Below are 15,901 nucleotides of genomic sequence, written 5' to 3'. Positions count from 1 at the left end.
TTGTACAATACATTGCAATAATAATGAAATTTTAATTTCTGGGCAATGGCTAAACCCATCTAAACACCTAAAAGAGAACGGGTTTTGATTTTCCCATCACTTTTCTGGCAAACATTAATAAAAGGTTTATTACATTTAACCATGGTGAAATTACCATTGGTTTTTTTGCCTAGACCCCAAGTCAATAAAAATTATACCCATGCGATCATTAATATGCCTACTTGTATTAATATCGACCTCACTACATGGACAAAAGTCCAACACATATGCCCTAAGAACCATTGCGTTCTACAATGTTGAGAATCTTTTTGACATCAAAAATGATTCGCTCATCTTTGATGATGACCGTACGCCCGAAGGTAGTTACCATTGGACCCATGAGCGGTACAAGACAAAGGTTGACCACATTTCCAAAGTGCTTTCCAAGATTGGAGAGGAGACCTCCAAAACTTCCCCTGATGTCATTGGTCTGTGCGAAGTAGAGAACAGGCAAGTAATCGAAGATCTTATCCAACATCCCAACCTTTCTGGTAAGGGTTATGGAATTGTTCATTTTGATTCCCCTGATGCCCGTGGGATTGATGTGGCCCTCCTCTTTAAAAAGGAATCATACCTGCCTACTTCCTTTAAGAGCCATAGACTCCTTTTGTTTGATGAATTGGGCGAACGAGTCTACACCAGGGACCAATTGGTGGTAGGTGGCCTTTTGGACCAAGAAGACGTATATTTTATTGTAAACCACTGGCCCTCCAGAAGGGGTGGGGAAGCCATAAGCGGCCCCAAGCGGGTGCGGGCCGCCTTACTGAACAAGCGTATTATTGATTCCATACAAGAGCTGAACAGGAAAGCGAAGATCATTTCCATGGGGGACCTCAATGATGACCCAACGGACAACAGCTTGAAAAATATCCTGAAGACCAAGGGCAAACCACAGCAATTGGATAGTTTGGGGCTGTACAACCCCATGGAAAAATTGTATCGGAAAGGAATTGGTTCCCTGGCCTATCGAGACAAATGGAATCTTTTTGATCAGTTTTTTATGACCTCAAACCTCATCAATGCCGATAAAACGGAATTAACCTTTTGGAAAGCGGGTATTTATGCCCCTGCCTTTATTCGCACCCAAAAGGGCAAATACAAAGGCTATCCCCTACGGACCTATTCGGGGGGGAGCTATACCGGTGGGTACAGCGACCACTTTCCGTCCTATATCTTTTTGATAAAACAGATGACCCCATAGTAAATGATCATACCATGGGCTTAGATATATCCAAAGACAGGAAAACACATATTTCGGACACAGGAGATATTGCCCGAATCATGCAAAAGATATTGTGGCGACAAAACAGGCTTCATCGAAAAAAAGAATATTTCTGGACCATAGGTCTGAACACCGGTAACGATATTGAATATATTGAGTTGGTCACTATTGGTACCAGTAACAGGAACATCATAAAACCCGCGGAAGTATTGAGGATGCCCGTATCCAAAAATTGCAAGAAAATCATCCTTTGCCACAACCATCCTTCCGGAAAATTGGAACCCAGCGAAGCGGACCTTGAATTCACCGAAAAGATGAAACTTGCCGCAGCAATTATGGAAATTGAGGTGCTGGATCACATTATCATCACAGAGGTCAACTATGTGACCATTTGAGAAAAAGTATTCTTATTTAAGGAGAAAGAATGAGATTCCCGCCTACGCGGGAATGACACCTTATAGTATTATCCAAACCACTGTCCCCAAGGAATACGACTTAAGATGAGCACAAGACCAATGCCGTAGAAAATGGCAATGCTCTTGAACTTCTTTTCGCTTTCCATGAACTTTTTGTGACGGGACCAGCCTATGGTAATCAATACGATGGCTATAATGTTGGTAAAGGGGTGTTCCACGGCCAAGAGGCGTGCTGCGGAGTTCAACCCGCCCATACCCAAGGTCTGGATGGCCTTAAGACCACTGCCCGAGATAAAATACAGTACAAGCCCCACCAACAACTGAATATGGCTCAAGATCAAGGCAAATAGACTTATGCGAAGGTCTTTGTGCATGGTAAAGTCCTTTTTGCCCATCCAACCCATTAGGGCGTTGGCCACTGCAAAAATGAGCATCGCCAACACAAAATAGGCGAGGTACGAGTGTAATGCTTGAATCCATTGATAGGCGAGTCCTGAGTTGTCCATAGTTTTTGTTTTGGTGCCTAAAAATACGGATTTTGGAAATAAAAAACCCTGCCAATCGGCAGGGTCTTCCATCTATTTTTCAGCTTTGATTAAAAATCATAGCGAAGGGTAACGTTCCATGTTCTTCCCAATCCAAAATATCCTTGGTTGGAAACGGCGATACCATCATAGGTTTCAACGCCACCTTCAACAAAATCGGCAGTAGTCAACCTAGAAATGTATTCCTTGTCCAAAACATTGTTCATGTTGGCTCTAATCTTTAGGTTCTTGGTCTTGTCAATACCCACAGGGAAGTTAAAGGTAACCCCTGCATCCAATAGGTGAAAGGATGGCAATTCCAAGTTTTCCTTAATCGCACCTACATCGGAATACAGATTATCATAATATCTGAAATCGGAATCCACGGAAATCATATCCGTAATCCTGTAGGCAACCCCTAGTCCACCAGAGAGTTGGGCGGCACCACCTACTTTACCTCCATCAACATCCTCTGTCTCTGTGCCAATTACATTGCGTTCCTCATCAGTGACTTGGGTAACTACTTCACCCTTGTACTGCCAATCCCCAATGGAAGCAAAGCCGTTAAAGGAAAGTCCTCTGGTCGGTCTTACCTTAACATCCAACTCTACCCCAGAGTGCAACTGCTCCGTACCGAAGTTAGAGGTGTAGGTAACCACATCATCAACAACGTCGGAAGTGGTTTCCACACGATCCTTCCAAGAGGTTCTGTATAAGTTGATACTACCAGAGAATATAGAACTAGAGTAGCTATATCCAGCCTCAAGACCAAAAATCTTTTCATTTTCAGTCAACGGGTTCACCTGATTGGTAAAGTTCAGGTAAATGTTATCGTGGTACGGTTGACGGTTATAATAGCCTGTGTTGAAATAAAAGCTGTGCTCAGCAGTTGGATTATAGCTGAAACCGGCTTTGGCATTGTATCCAAAATTGTTCACTTTTTCGGAATCCACCCCATCGGTTATCCCCGCAGGTATAGGCTCATCCGTTCCTTGGGAAGAAGTCCCATTGATCAATGCTTGATCTGCATATTGGTAAGGGTCAAACCTTTGGTGGTACTGGTTGGATACCGATCCCTGGAAGAACGCGGAGAACTGGTCCGTGGCATACTCCAATTGGGTGAACAATCCACCATAGGAGATACGTTCATCATTGCTATAGGCAATCTTTTGATCCTCTGGGTAACTATTAAAAGCTGCTGCCCATCCGGAAGGTCTAAACGACTCGGTGGCAATCACTCTTTTATAGGTTCCGTAAGTACCATAGATTTCGTGGTTGTTGTTCTGATCCCGTAGCCTGATATCTTCTTGCCAAGACTTAAGTCCATGGAAATCTGAAACCACTCTAAAGTGTTTCCCGTAGTAGGTTCTCAAGTCGAATCCAACATTCCAGCTTAGATTGTCAGAAAGTTGCTTTTCAAAGTTGGAAATCAATCCATACCAGTTGTGCAAGTTCATGGATGCCCTGGTAACATAACCATTACCAGCGGCAAAATACCCTCCTGCTCCATTGGGCACACTATTGTTAAAGGCATAGATGGCATCATAATCTATACGCCCTTCAGCTGTTCTGATACGATTTCCACGATTACCGGTACCTCCACCATTACCCCAAGAGGCATACAAAACGGTAGATAGACTAGACGTATCATCAATAATCCAGTCCCAGTTCAAGTTGGCCACTGGCTTATGATAGAAATTCCTTCTCTCGGTCATGTATTGACCATTATATGTTCCCCAGTTGTTGTTATAACGCATACCATACTCCAAGTAATCTTCAATGGGCTTGGTAAAGTTCTGATCGTGGAACTGAGGAGCGCCGGTAATCAAAAAGTTAAAGTTATGGCTTGTATTGGGTCGGTAACCCAATGAGATAAAGTAGGTCTGGCCTTCACCAAACATTCCTTCATTGTAACCATCACCTTGCCAGTGGGAAAGCATAACGCTCAATCCCCATCCTTTATCGGACACCCCTGTATTGTACCCTGCTGAAGTTTTAATGTAGTTATTGTTGGCAACAGTGGCGTATCCAAATCCGCCTGCATCCATTTCAGTGGCCTTGGTCACAAAGTTCACAGTACCTCCAACAGAGGAAATGGCCAATTTGGAAGAACCTAGACCCCTTTGGATCTGAACCCCTGAAGCAATATCGTTAAGACCGGACCAGTTGGACCAATACATCAATCCGTCCTCCATTCCGTTGATAGGCTGACCATTTAAAAGGAAGGCCGTGTTATCTTGATCAAAACCACGCACCCTCATATTGGTATCCCCAAAACCTCCGGCTTGTCCTGATACATATACGGAAGGAGTGTTCACCAATGTCATGGTAACATCTTGGGTACCTATCTTTTCTTGAATAATTTTTACAGGAATGGAAGAAACCGCAATAGGTGTCTTTCTGTCGGCGGCAAGGTCAATAATCCCTGTACCAACAACCACTACCCCTTCCAATTCCTCTGCATCTGGCAATAGCGAAATTGAACCTACACTACCGGTAGTGCTGAACGCAATATTTTTAGTAACAAATCCAATGTAGGAAACAACCAATGTTCCTGAAGCTTGGTTGACTTCCAAAGTAAAGTTTCCATCAAAATCCGTTGAAGTACCAACTGAGGTTCCCTTTACCATAACGCTGGCTCCTGGAAGCGGGCCTCCAAGCTCGCCATCCACTACGGTACCAGTAATAGTTCCTTGTGAAAAAGCCATTGTGGTCATAAAAAGCGCCACAAAAGCGAAGTAGATTTTTTTCATCTTTTCAGTGTTTTAGTGTTTAATTTGCCCTGCAAAAGTGATGTATTTTTAAAACATCACGATTAAGTCAAGGTTAAATGAAGCTAATATAGTTAACACAAATTTAACAAGCAAAATCTGTTGACACGCAATTGGTTAGAGGAATTTTCAATTAATGTTAACTCTCTAATTTATCCCTTAAAAAACTGTAAAAGATTTAGTGTTGAGCTGTCATGTTTGCCAATTTCCGAATTCTCGATATCACTCAGGATAGTTTTGGCCAACTGTTTGCCCAATTCTACACCCCATTGATCATAACTATATATGTTCCAGATGATTCCCTGAACAAAGATCTTATGTTCGTAGAGGGCAATGAGGGCGCCCAAACTTTTGGGGGTAAGTTTCTGTATTAAAATGGTATTGGTGGGTTTATTGCCCTCAAATACCTTGAAAGGAAGTAAAAGCTCAAGTTCTTGATCGGACAATCCTTGGGCCTGCAGTTCATTTTTCACCTCATTGGGCGTCTTACCGTTCATCAATGCCTCGGTCTGGGCAAAGAAATTGGCCATAAGCTTGTTGTGGTGGTCCACATCGCCATGCAGTGATTCCTTAAATCCAATAAAATCCGTTGGGATAAGCTTTGTGCCTTGGTGCATCAATTGAAAAAAGGCGTGTTGTGAGTTGGTCCCGGGCTCTCCCCAGATAATGGTCCCGGTTTCGTGATCTACCTGCTTTCCAGCCCTATCCATACTCTTCCCATTGCTTTCCATGATCCCTTGTTGCAAATAGGCCGAAAAACGACTTAAATATTGGGTATAGGGGATAATGGCCTCGGTTTCGGCACCAAAGAAGTTATTGTACCAGACACTCAAAAGGGCCAAGACCACAGGTATGTTTTCTATAAAGGGCGCTTCCTTAAAATGTACATCCATTTCATGGGCCCCTGATAAAAGATCGTCAAAGTTTTGGTATCCTACTGAAAGGGCAATGGACAGTCCTACGGCACTCCAAAGGGAAAATCTTCCCCCTACCCAGTCCCACATAGGGAATACATTGTCGTCCGTGATACCAAATTCCTTGATTTTTTCAAGGTTGGTGGAGACGGCCACAAAATGTTGCGCAATATCCTTTTCCGAAGCTTTCCTTAAAAACCATTTTTTAATAGTGAGGGCATTGCTCAAGGTTTCTTGCGTAGTAAACGATTTGGAAACAATGACAAAAAGAGTGGTCTCTGGATCCAGTTCCTTTAGCACTTCATACACATGGTCCCCATCCACGTTGCTTACAAAATGTGTTTTTAGATGGTTCTTGTAGAATTTTAGGGCCTCGGTGACCATTACCGGTCCCAAATCCGAGCCGCCGATACCAATATTGACCACATCGGTGAATGCCTTGCCCGTATATCCTTTTCTGTCTCCCAAAATCACGGATTCGGAAAACAATCTGATTTTTTCCTTAACCGCTTGGACTTCCTCAACAATGTTTTCACCATCCACAAAGACCTCATCTCCTTTTTTGGCCCTGAGTGCAGTGTGCAATACGGCCCTACCTTCGGTCTGGTTGATCAGTTCTCCCCCAAAATAGGCATCCATGGCCTCTTTGAGCTTAACCTCCTCTGCCAACTCCTGCAAAAGTGAGAGGGTTTCATCAGTCACCCGATTTTTGGAATAATCCACCAAAAAATCTTCCCATAGCAAGGAAAACTTCTTCCCTCGATCAACATCTTGGGCAAAAAGTTCTCTAAGATGTGTGTCCTTGTTTTCTTGGTAGTGCGCTAAAAGTTTTTTCCAGGATTGGGTCGTTGTCGGGTCGATTTTGGGCAGTGCCATTACGGGTTGTATGAGATTAGGGTTTCTTCGGGTTCTGGGTTGGGGTTCACGAATTCTATGCAGTCCAACTGTTCTTTCAGTGGGTCAATGTGGGTCATATAATCGGTACGCAAGGAATCTGCAATGGGTTCCGCGGTGGGCAATTTTTCACGCAAGGGGTCTACCTGTCTTCCATTTTTCCAAAAGCGATAGCATACATGGGGACCGCCGGTGTTTCCGGTCATTCCGATCCATCCAATTACATCGCCCTGGCGAACAAAATCCCCTTTCCTTACTTTTTGGTTCTTCATGTGGAGGTACTGGGTGCTGTAAACACTATTGTGCTTGATCTTTACGTACTTTCCATTACCTCCCCTTCGGGTAGATTCGGTCACGGTACCATCTGCCGTGGCAATGATCGGAGTGCCAATGGGCGCAGCATAATCCGTGCCTTTGTGTGGCCTCACTTTATACCCATAATAAGCAATCCTTCGCTTTAGGTTGTAACGGGACGAAAGTCGGTACCCGAACTTGATAGGGGCTCTTAAGAAGGTACTTCTGAGGTTATTCGCTTCTTGATCATAGTAATCCAAAATATTCTTCAAGGAATCGGTTACATACGGAAACGCATAAATAGTCCTTCCCTTATGCTCAAACAAAGCGGCCTTGATGGGGCCACGGCCGGCATAAATACTGTCGTTGATGTACCGTTCGTCATAAATGACCTTGAATTTGTCCCCTTTCTCCAACCTGAAGAAATCTATGGTCCATGCATAGATTTCGGAAAGGTCTATGGTTACGTTATAGTCCACTCCAAGGTTGTCCAAGGTCTCGGAAAGGTTATTGGTGATCACACCTCCTACCTCGCGTTCCCTCAATTTTACCTTTTTCTGGCTTTTATAAGCGGTTACACTATCGCGAAGATCCACCACGGTATAATTGATCTTGTCATTCTGATAGATGAAAATCTCCGCTACTTCCGAAGTGTCCTTTGATTTAAGGATGGTATAGGGTTTTCCCACTTTGATTTTACGCACGTCAAAAGTGTCCCTAAAATTTTCTGAAATTGTGGCAATCTTAGGGTAGTCCACCTTGTTCCGAAGCATGAGTTCCCCAAAACTGTCCCCTCGTTTTACGGTATCATGGACCACATTGAATTCCTCAAGATTGAATCCAAAATGAGTGATGGGTGGCTTTTCAATGGTTTCAACCTTTACCAACTCATCCACTAAAACTTTATCCTGTTTGCATGACACCAAAACAATCATCAGTGCCAAGATTGCCCCAAAAAACTTTTGCATTTTATTTTTCCTTGTATTCTTTGTTTGCAGGGTTAAAAATATGATCCACCCATTGTTTTCCCCATGCATCCAACTCATTTTCTGAATACAAAGTTGGGAAAAATATTATTTTTTGAAAACTGGGTGGTAAAAACTGCTTCCAATTGGTGCCTCCCGTGGCATCCACTTCTTGGTTTTCCTTTCCCAAATACCGGTATGCGGAGCCCATGTGCATCAAGGGCCAATTTACATTGGCATTGACGTCCAAGTCCTTCAACGCCTTGATCAACGCTTCATTGTTCCTTGATGCTTCCGGCAGTTGAAGGTATTTTTGGTATATGGTGCTATCCTTTACTTGGTTGGCGATCCTGAGCAGTCTCGGGGTATACCGTATCTCAAATTGTTTCAAGGTCAAGGTCTTTTCCCCTGTGGCCTTGTCGGTGGCCCCTTTTTTCCAATAGATGTGCTCAAAGAGTTCCTCTATGCCATCTTCGGCCGAAAAGGAATCCCTTTCGGTATGGTGCACCAAATACTCCAATGGGGTGGCATAGATCTCTATCATCCTGTATTGGGCCGATTGGAATCCACTGGCAGGAAGCAATGCCATGCGATAACGAAGGAACTGTTCCCGCTCCATCCCTTTGATCATAATACTGAAGGATGATATCAGGGCCTTGAAATAATTGTTCATCCGGTTGACCTTTTCAATAAAGAATTTAAGGTCTTGGGACTTATCTTCGGTAATCTGTTTTTGTTCGTGGAGAATGAGCTTAAAATAGAGCTCGGTAATCTGGTGGTACATGATGAAGATTTCTTCATCGGGGAAATGGGTGCGTGGCACCTGGATGCTCAATAAGGTATCCAAGTGAATGTAATCCCAATACGTAAGATATCGTTGATAGAGAAGTCCGTCCAAATAAGAGCTCAGGTCCTGCCCCGAGTTTTTATACTTTTCCTCAAGCTTGTTGATCTGGGACTGAATTAGCTCATCATTCTTCATCAATGCTAGTCCATTATAATTTTAAACTGGTTTCTTAGTCCATTGTACCCATCCAAATCGGCTTTTAAGGAGCCTACGGCCAAATCGGCCTTGATCCGTATGGGAATTTTGTTCAGATCGTTGGATACCCAAAGGGTAAGACTCTCTTTTTCCTTAAAGACACGACCCGACTGAACCAATGGTCTAAATTTAAGACATTCCACCTTCCCAAACTTGGTTCGGATGATTTCTTTTCCCAAATATTTCAGTTTAAACTTAAAAACCCCGTCATCATCGAACAAAAGGTCCAAATCAATGGATTCGCCTTCCTTAAAATGATCAAGATCGTAGGCACTTCTTAAAAAATAGGATGCCGATATAAGATCCTGTATATCGTTATGGACAGGGATATCTTTTTGTGTACCATTCTTGTTGTCCTTTAGAATGGCTTTCTTTTTTTCGTAATCAAAGTCTATTTCAATATCCTTGGTATAGCCTCCTTCATCTATTTTACGGACAAATCTGTGCGGTTTTCCATCTTTACGACCAAAATAGCTTTCATAGGTATCGTCCACCTTAAAAAATATGCTGGCAAACCCTGTGGTCTTTCCCTCTCCCACCACATGGTACACCGGAACACTGTTCAGGGTTTCCGAAGTCAAATGCAAGGTGGCATAACTGGCATTGAGAAATCCGTAGTGTATGCGAAACTTCAACCATTCCCCAGGCTTGTACGCCGGCACCGATTTTTGGGAAATTCCAGGAAGTGCATATAGTGCGAAAAGTATAATAAGTATCTTTTTCATAAGCAGTTAGTTCAATGTAAAATTACTAAAAACGTCATCGAGGCTAATATCTTTACAATTACTTAAACAAAACTTGTTCCAAAATAGTATGTAAAAAAAAAGCCCAGTCTTAAAACTGGGCTTTTCCTAAATAACCAACCAAACTTTAAATTATGAAAAACCAATACTTAAAGTTATAAGGGAACCACCCCTTATTGGGTGTAAAGATACATTAAGCTTTTGTAGGAAAATCGGTTTTTAACGGACTTTAACTATACCTGCATCAGAATGGTGCGCAAACGCGTGTTTTTTTGCAAATTCTTAAGAAAAATGCTGGTTTTCATACATCTTCCTTCATCAGAACCAATAGCCCACACTAAAGAAAATACTGTCATTATTTATCTCTGGACTCCATGAATAATAAATTTGGATGGGGCCAATGAAAGATTCAAAACCGTAGCCCACCCCGTATCCGGAAAATGATGGCTCCGTAAACCAGTTCCCCGTTCTGAAAAGATCATCTTCCACATTGGCAAAATTGGCAGAGAGGAGCAAGTGGTTCTTAGGGGCAAACCTGTAATCCAACCTTCCATGCGCTTTCACAAAACTGTTTCCAATAAGGCTTAGAAAATCATACCCGAAAAAGGGAACAAAATTGTTCACAAAGTCATTCCCAAATCCTCCTAGCACAAAATCAAAGGAGGTTACTGCCGAAGTTCCCAGTTTCAAGCCTCCTTCGGCCTCAACATTGAAGCTAAGATTATGCGTTATGGGAACAACTGTTCCCAAACGGGCCTTACCCACGGAAAATTCCCTGAAATTGTTATTGAAATCCGAAGAAAAGAGATACAGATGAAAGTCACCGTCGAACAATAGCCCTTTGGTTGGGAAGTACTTATCATCATAAGTATCCAAGGTCAGCTTTCCAAATGCACTGAAATAATGGGAGTCTTCAAAATAGGTCCTTTTCGGAGAGGCCAACAAATCTTCTGAATTATCTGCCTCCACTTGGTTGATGGTGCGGGTACTGAGCCGAAGAAAACGATGTTCCACTCCCAATGTCCCGGCAAACTCTTCCTGTACAACGGTTTGCAGGTATATTTGGTTGGTCAAATCCGATACATCCAAATTGATTTCCCTGATGTTTGAGACTTCGGGCACATCAAAATTGGAGCGGATCAACGCAAAATTGATTTCCTCATCAAAATCGGTGAACTTGGAATTGATGCCAAAGCTCCAATAATAGCCCTTGTCCAGATAGTACTGCATATTGTAACGGATATGGTCCCCAAGTATAAAATCGAAAGAGGCCACATCGTCCCGCATTAAAAAGTTCTTCTTGGTGAGGTTGATCAATGCCGCGCTTTTGTACAGATCGTCATAGTGGGCGGACATTTTTATGAACATTTTGGTCGGATTCTCCTTGAGTTTTAGAACCAAGTCCGTTCCCAATCCATTGGAAATCAACTCATAACGTATAGCCTTGAAGTTGCCTGTGGCAGAAAGATTGTTGATTCCTTGTTTGAGTTTGTCGAATGCAATCTTTTCGGCCAGGTTAAACCTGAGCTTTCCTTTTATATACCCTCTTGTGTACTTATCATTTCCCCGTATGATCAGTCTATTCACAGTAAGACTGTCCATGGCATGAATCCTCTCCTTCTTTGGCTCAGGCACATAGTTTTGTTCCGATGCCAAGCTCTGTAGGGCATCCATCTTGGTTCTTGCCGCGGCTTCGCCACTGGCCACGATTTCCTTGCTCCGCCCAAAATCAATTACCGAGAACTCGTCAATATCTGGTCTTATGTAGATATCGGTCTCTTCGGATTTCTTCTTCATATCATTGACCGTTCGGTAATTGTTGATCTGAAGTAAAATCTCCGTGGCCGAGGACAGGGATTCCCTTGTGGAAAGATTGTGCTGTACATCCACCCCAATGATTACATCCGCCCCCAAGGCCTTGATCTTGTCAATGGGGTAATTGTTGACCACCCCACCATCAATTAAAATATCCCCATCGATTTCCGAAGGCTCAAACAAGGAAGGAAAGGTTCCACTGGCCATAATGGCCTCCGGAAGATAACCATGGTCCAAAAGAATCTCCTCCCCGGTTTCCACATTGGTGCCAATACACAAAAAAGGAATGGGCAACTTTTTAAAATCATGGACGTCCTTCACATGAAAAAGCAGCCGCACCAGTTCATTGTAAATGTTCTGTCCGCCAGAAATGGCCTGCGGAAAGGTCACACTAAAATTGGTGAAGGGCAAGCTCAGTGCATACCGTTCCGAATCTTCTTTTTCATAAAATGTTTTGGCTCCCCTGGGAACATTGTCTTGGATAAGTTTCGTAAAATCAGTGACCCTGAAAATGGAATCCAGTTCTTTGGCCGAATACCCAGAAGCATATAACGCCCCGACTATGGCCCCCATACTGGTGCCTCCTATATAGTCCACCTTGACCCCTGCTTCCTCCAATACTTTCAATGCCCCGATATGGGCCAATCCCTTAGCGCCACCCCCACTGAGCACCAGTCCAACCTTGGGAGGCACTTTCCTGTCATCGGTCTGGGACCAACCCAAAACTCCGATCAAAATAAATACCAGGGTAACCGTTATGCTCTTTATTCCTGTTTTCACTAGTGAAAGGATTTATAGATTTTCTGCGCTTTGGCCATTCCAACGGATGCTGCAAGACTCTCAACAGAGGCTTCCTTGATCCGCTTTACCGACTTAAAGCTCTTCAATAGCTGTTCTGCCGTTTTTTTTCCAATTCCCTCTATGCTTTCCAATTCCGTCCCAATGGCTCCCTTGCTCCTTTTGTTCCTGTGATGGGTAATGCCAAATCGGTGGGCCTCGTTCCTTAGTTGCTGTATGATCTTAAGGGTTTCGGACCTTTTGTCCAAGTACAAAGGTACCGGGTCATCAGGAAAATAAATTTCCTCCAAGCGCTTGGCTATGCCAACAATGGCAATCCTCCCCCGAAGGCCCAATAATTCCAAACTCTTCAGGGCCGATGACAACTGCCCCTTGCCCCCATCGATCACAATAAGTTGTGGCAAGGACTCTTCTTCATTAAGCAGTCTCTTATATCTTCTGAACACCACTTCTTCCATACTGGCAAAGTCATCTGGACCTTCCACGGTTTTAATATTGAAATGCCGATAATCCTTTTTGGAGGGCTTTCCATTCTTAAAGACAACACAAGCGGCCACAGGGTTGCTTCCCTGTATGTTGGAGTTGTCAAAACACTCTATATGGACGGGCTCTTCGGAAAGACGCAAATCCGCCTTCATCTGGGCCATGATCCGTTTGGTATGCCGGTCGGGGTCCGTGATCTTTATCTGTTTTAGCTTGTCTTGCCTGAAAAAGCGTGCATTGCGTTCGGACAACTCCAAAATTCTGCGTTTGTCCCCCAACTTTGGCAAGACCACCTTTAGATTTTCTTCCACCATTACTGGAAATGGCAGGTATATTTCTTTGGATGTTGAGTTGAACCGCTGGCGAATCTCCGTTATGGCCAATTGCAGCAATTCCTCATCCGTTTCATCCAATTTCTTTTTGATCTCCAGGGTATGTGACCGCACAATGGCCCCGTGGGAAAGCTGTAGAAAATTCACATAGGCATAGGTCTCATCGGAAATTATGGAGAATACATCCACATTGTTGATCTTTGGATTGACCACCGTGGATTTGACCTGGTAATTTTCCAAAATATCTATTTTATCCTTGACTCGTTGCGCCTTTTCAAATTCCATGTTTTCCGCAAAGTCCTTCATTTGTTGTTTAAAGGTCTGGAGCGAATCCTTGAAGTTTCCCTTGATGATTTCCCTGATATCCGCAATTTGCCCGTGATACTCCCCTTCGCTCTGGAAGCCTTCACAAGGTCCCAAACAATTTCCCAAATGGTATTCCAGGCAGACCTTGTATTTTCCCGACTCAACCTTTTCCCTTGACAAATCGTAATTGCAGGTTCGCAAAGGATAAAGTCCCTTGATCAAATCCAATAATGTCCTTACGGTCTTCATGCTGGTATACGGCCCATAATATTCCGAACCGTCCTTAATCAATTTCCGGGTGGAAAAAACCCTTGGGAAGCGTTCATTCTTAATACAGATCCAAGGGTACGATTTATCGTCCTTGAGCAGTACGTTGTACCTAGGCAGCAGTTTTTTGATCAGGTTGTTCTCCAACAGCAGGGCGTCGGACTCCGTGGCAACAACAATATGCTTTATGGAGTGGATTTTTTTTACCAAGACCCGCGTCTTGCCATACTCTTGTTTTTTATTGAAATAGGAGGAAACCCGTTTTTTTAGGTTCTTGGCCTTGCCTACATACAAAATCTTCCCATCGGAATCATAAAACTGGTACACTCCCGGATTATTGGGCAGCACACTTATTTGTACACTTATGGATGGGTTGGACATAGAGTTCTGGAAAATTGGCCCTTAACTGATCTTACCAACAAAGTTATATTTTAATTATAGTGTTTTTTGTTAAACTTGATCATTTCCTGTTCTGCATTGATCGATACGTACTTTCATTCCATGGAAATAAAAATACAATGGATTTTGGTCCATTATAATTACACACAAACCAAACTGGGGTTTTCCTATAAAATAACTATGGGAAATCTGCAATACTTTGGTTGAGGAATTCTCAAAAATGTTAAACTGTTACAAAAAACTGTGCATTTCATCGATAAAAAATGCATTTCGTGGTGAACTTATCAATTCTTTTACCTACATTTAACGGTATAAATACAATCCTATGGAAAACTATGTAATCGTTTTGGGAATGTACTTGATTTTGATGCTTTTCTTCAAAATCTTCTTCTCGGTTTCCACCAGAGGAGAGTAGGAATGTATTGCCCCAGAACACTACCCCAAATTTTCAGCATCTAGATGTTGAAACATGAACTAAGAAAAAAATACAAAAAAATGAGGGCCGAACTATCTGATGTATCGGCCTCTGATTTTAGTATACTTTTAGCAAATCATGTACTACAAATCCCTATTTGGGATTTTTTTTATTTCCATACGTTTTTGGGCATAGAAGAAAATAAAGAAGTGGACACTTTGCCCTTGATCACTCTTCTACAAGGAAAAGATAAAAACGTGGTGATTCCCAAGGTAAGTGGAGAACATTCCATGGAAAACTATCTGTTGACCGATAATACGGTCTTCCGGAAAAATAAATGGCATATTCCCGAGCCTGTGGATGGAATAGTGGTACCCGAGGACAAAATCGATGTGGTCTTTTTACCCTTGTTGGCTTTTGACGCACATGGCAATCGTGTGGGCTATGGAAAAGGGTATTACGATACTTTTTTGCACAAATGTCGAAAAGAAACCATCAAAATCGGACTTTCTTTCTTTAAGGCCGAGGAAACCCTGATCACTGATGTGCACGAAAATGACGTAACGCTGGACTATTGCGTTACCCCTGAAAAGGTCTATACATTTTAACTGGCGACTTCTTCGCCCGTCTCTTCCTGTTTTGGAAACGCTTTTTTATTGAAGACGATCAAAATCCCGACCCCCGTACTGATTGCGGTATCGGCAATATTGAATACAGGTTCAAAAAACCGGAACCTATTGCCCCCAATGGACGGAACCCAATCGGGCCATGTAGTATCTATCATGGGAAAGTAAAGCATATCCACCACCTTTCCGTGCAATAAACTTCCATAGGGTTCGTCAGAAAACAATGTGGCCACCTGTCCGCTGCTATGATCAAAAATGACCCCGTAAAAAACAGAATCGATAATATTGCCCAAGGCTCCCGCGAAAATCAGCGATACAGCCAAAATCAAAGTCCTTGGGGATTGTTTTTTAGTGATGTCCCAAAGCCAATAACCAATTCCAAAAACAGCGAAAATCCGGAAAACAGTCAAAACCAATTTTCCGGCAGATTCAGAAATGGGCAACAGATCGCTCAACTTGGTGCCCCAAGCCGCTCCCTCGTTTTCAATAAAAAGTATTTTGAACCATCCCAACACGTCCACCGATTCGCCTAAGACAAAACTGGTCTTAATGTAGATTTTGCTTATTTGATCCACGAGCAGGATCAAAACAATGATGAACAAGGATTTTTTTAAACTCATGTCTTTTAACGAAGTT

General features: G+C 42.9%; 12 protein-coding genes. 3 read left to right on the top strand and 9 right to left on the bottom strand.

Translation table 11 applies throughout. From position 1 onward, the window contains the following. Positions 1–199 precede the first annotated feature (199 nt). Positions 200–1,240 carry an endonuclease/exonuclease/phosphatase family protein gene (locus ACPD8L_RS12030; protein ID WP_423943536.1) on the top strand — a complete coding sequence of 347 codons (1,041 nt, stop codon included), beginning with the start codon at positions 200–202 and terminating at the stop codon, positions 1,238–1,240. 14 nt (positions 1,241–1,254) lie between these two features. Then, positions 1,255–1,656, top strand: a complete 402-nt coding sequence (locus tag ACPD8L_RS12025) for a JAB domain-containing protein (protein ID WP_116216446.1) — start codon at positions 1,255–1,257, stop codon at positions 1,654–1,656. A 68-nt stretch (positions 1,657–1,724) separates the two neighbouring features. Here the strand turns inward: ACPD8L_RS12025 and ACPD8L_RS12020 are convergent, their stop codons facing one another. From ACPD8L_RS12020 to uvrC, 8 genes are all read right to left on the bottom strand, one after another. Then, positions 1,725–2,183 (bottom strand): hypothetical protein, encoded by a 459-nt coding sequence (locus ACPD8L_RS12020; protein WP_116217589.1) that lies wholly within the window; start codon positions 2,181–2,183, stop codon positions 1,725–1,727. A gap of 89 nt (positions 2,184–2,272) precedes the next feature. Beyond that, positions 2,273–4,954 carry a TonB-dependent receptor gene (locus ACPD8L_RS12015; RefSeq protein WP_423943535.1) on the bottom strand — a complete coding sequence of 894 codons (2,682 nt, stop codon included), beginning with the start codon at positions 4,952–4,954 and terminating at the stop codon, positions 2,273–2,275. A 170-nt stretch (positions 4,955–5,124) separates the two neighbouring features. Next, positions 5,125–6,762 carry a glucose-6-phosphate isomerase gene (gene pgi, locus ACPD8L_RS12010; protein ID WP_293304009.1) on the bottom strand — a complete coding sequence of 546 codons (1,638 nt, stop codon included), beginning with the start codon at positions 6,760–6,762 and terminating at the stop codon, positions 5,125–5,127. Next, positions 6,762–8,042, bottom strand: a complete 1,281-nt coding sequence (locus ACPD8L_RS12005) for a peptidoglycan DD-metalloendopeptidase family protein (protein ID WP_116216449.1) — start codon at positions 8,040–8,042, stop codon at positions 6,762–6,764. The genes pgi and ACPD8L_RS12005 overlap by 1 nt, the downstream gene beginning before the upstream one ends. 1 nt (position 8,043) lies before the next feature. Beyond that, on the bottom strand, positions 8,044–9,021 hold the full coding sequence (locus ACPD8L_RS12000; RefSeq protein WP_116216450.1) for a tryptophan 2,3-dioxygenase family protein: 978 nt from the start codon (positions 9,019–9,021) through the stop codon (positions 8,044–8,046). Positions 9,022–9,026: 5 nt separating this feature from the next. Then, positions 9,027–9,806, bottom strand: coding sequence for a DUF3108 domain-containing protein (locus tag ACPD8L_RS11995; RefSeq protein ID WP_421810286.1), 780 nt, complete (start codon positions 9,804–9,806; stop codon positions 9,027–9,029). Between the two features lie 336 nt (positions 9,807–10,142). Next, on the bottom strand, positions 10,143–12,419 hold the full coding sequence (locus ACPD8L_RS11990; protein ID WP_423943533.1) for a patatin-like phospholipase family protein: 2,277 nt from the start codon (positions 12,417–12,419) through the stop codon (positions 10,143–10,145). After that, entirely contained in the window at positions 12,419–14,206 is a 1,788-nt protein-coding gene (gene uvrC / locus ACPD8L_RS11985) for an excinuclease ABC subunit UvrC (protein ID WP_423943531.1), read from the bottom strand. Before uvrC ends, ACPD8L_RS11990 begins: the two co-directional genes overlap by 1 nt. Before the next feature lie 477 nt (positions 14,207–14,683). Here uvrC and ACPD8L_RS11980 point away from each other — a divergent pair, with 477 nt between their 5' ends. Next, a complete protein-coding gene (locus tag ACPD8L_RS11980; RefSeq protein ID WP_116216453.1) occupies positions 14,684–15,247 on the top strand; it encodes a 5-formyltetrahydrofolate cyclo-ligase in 564 nt (187 codons plus the stop codon). On the opposite strand, the gene ACPD8L_RS11975 is transcribed toward ACPD8L_RS11980, so the two are convergent. Then, positions 15,244–15,885: a lipoprotein signal peptidase gene (locus ACPD8L_RS11975; protein ID WP_116216454.1), complete on the bottom strand. Its 642-nt coding sequence runs from the start codon at positions 15,883–15,885 to the stop codon at positions 15,244–15,246. The two genes, ACPD8L_RS11980 and ACPD8L_RS11975, sit on opposite strands and share 4 nt — an antisense overlap. Between the last annotated feature and the right edge of the window lie 16 nt (positions 15,886–15,901).

It is taken from the genome of Flagellimonas algicida (assembly GCF_049629585.1).
Taxonomy (GTDB): Bacteria; Bacteroidota; Bacteroidia; order Flavobacteriales; family Flavobacteriaceae; genus Flagellimonas.
The sequence above is the reverse complement of the archived record's forward strand: the minus strand, read 5'-3'. Positions and strand labels throughout refer to the sequence as shown.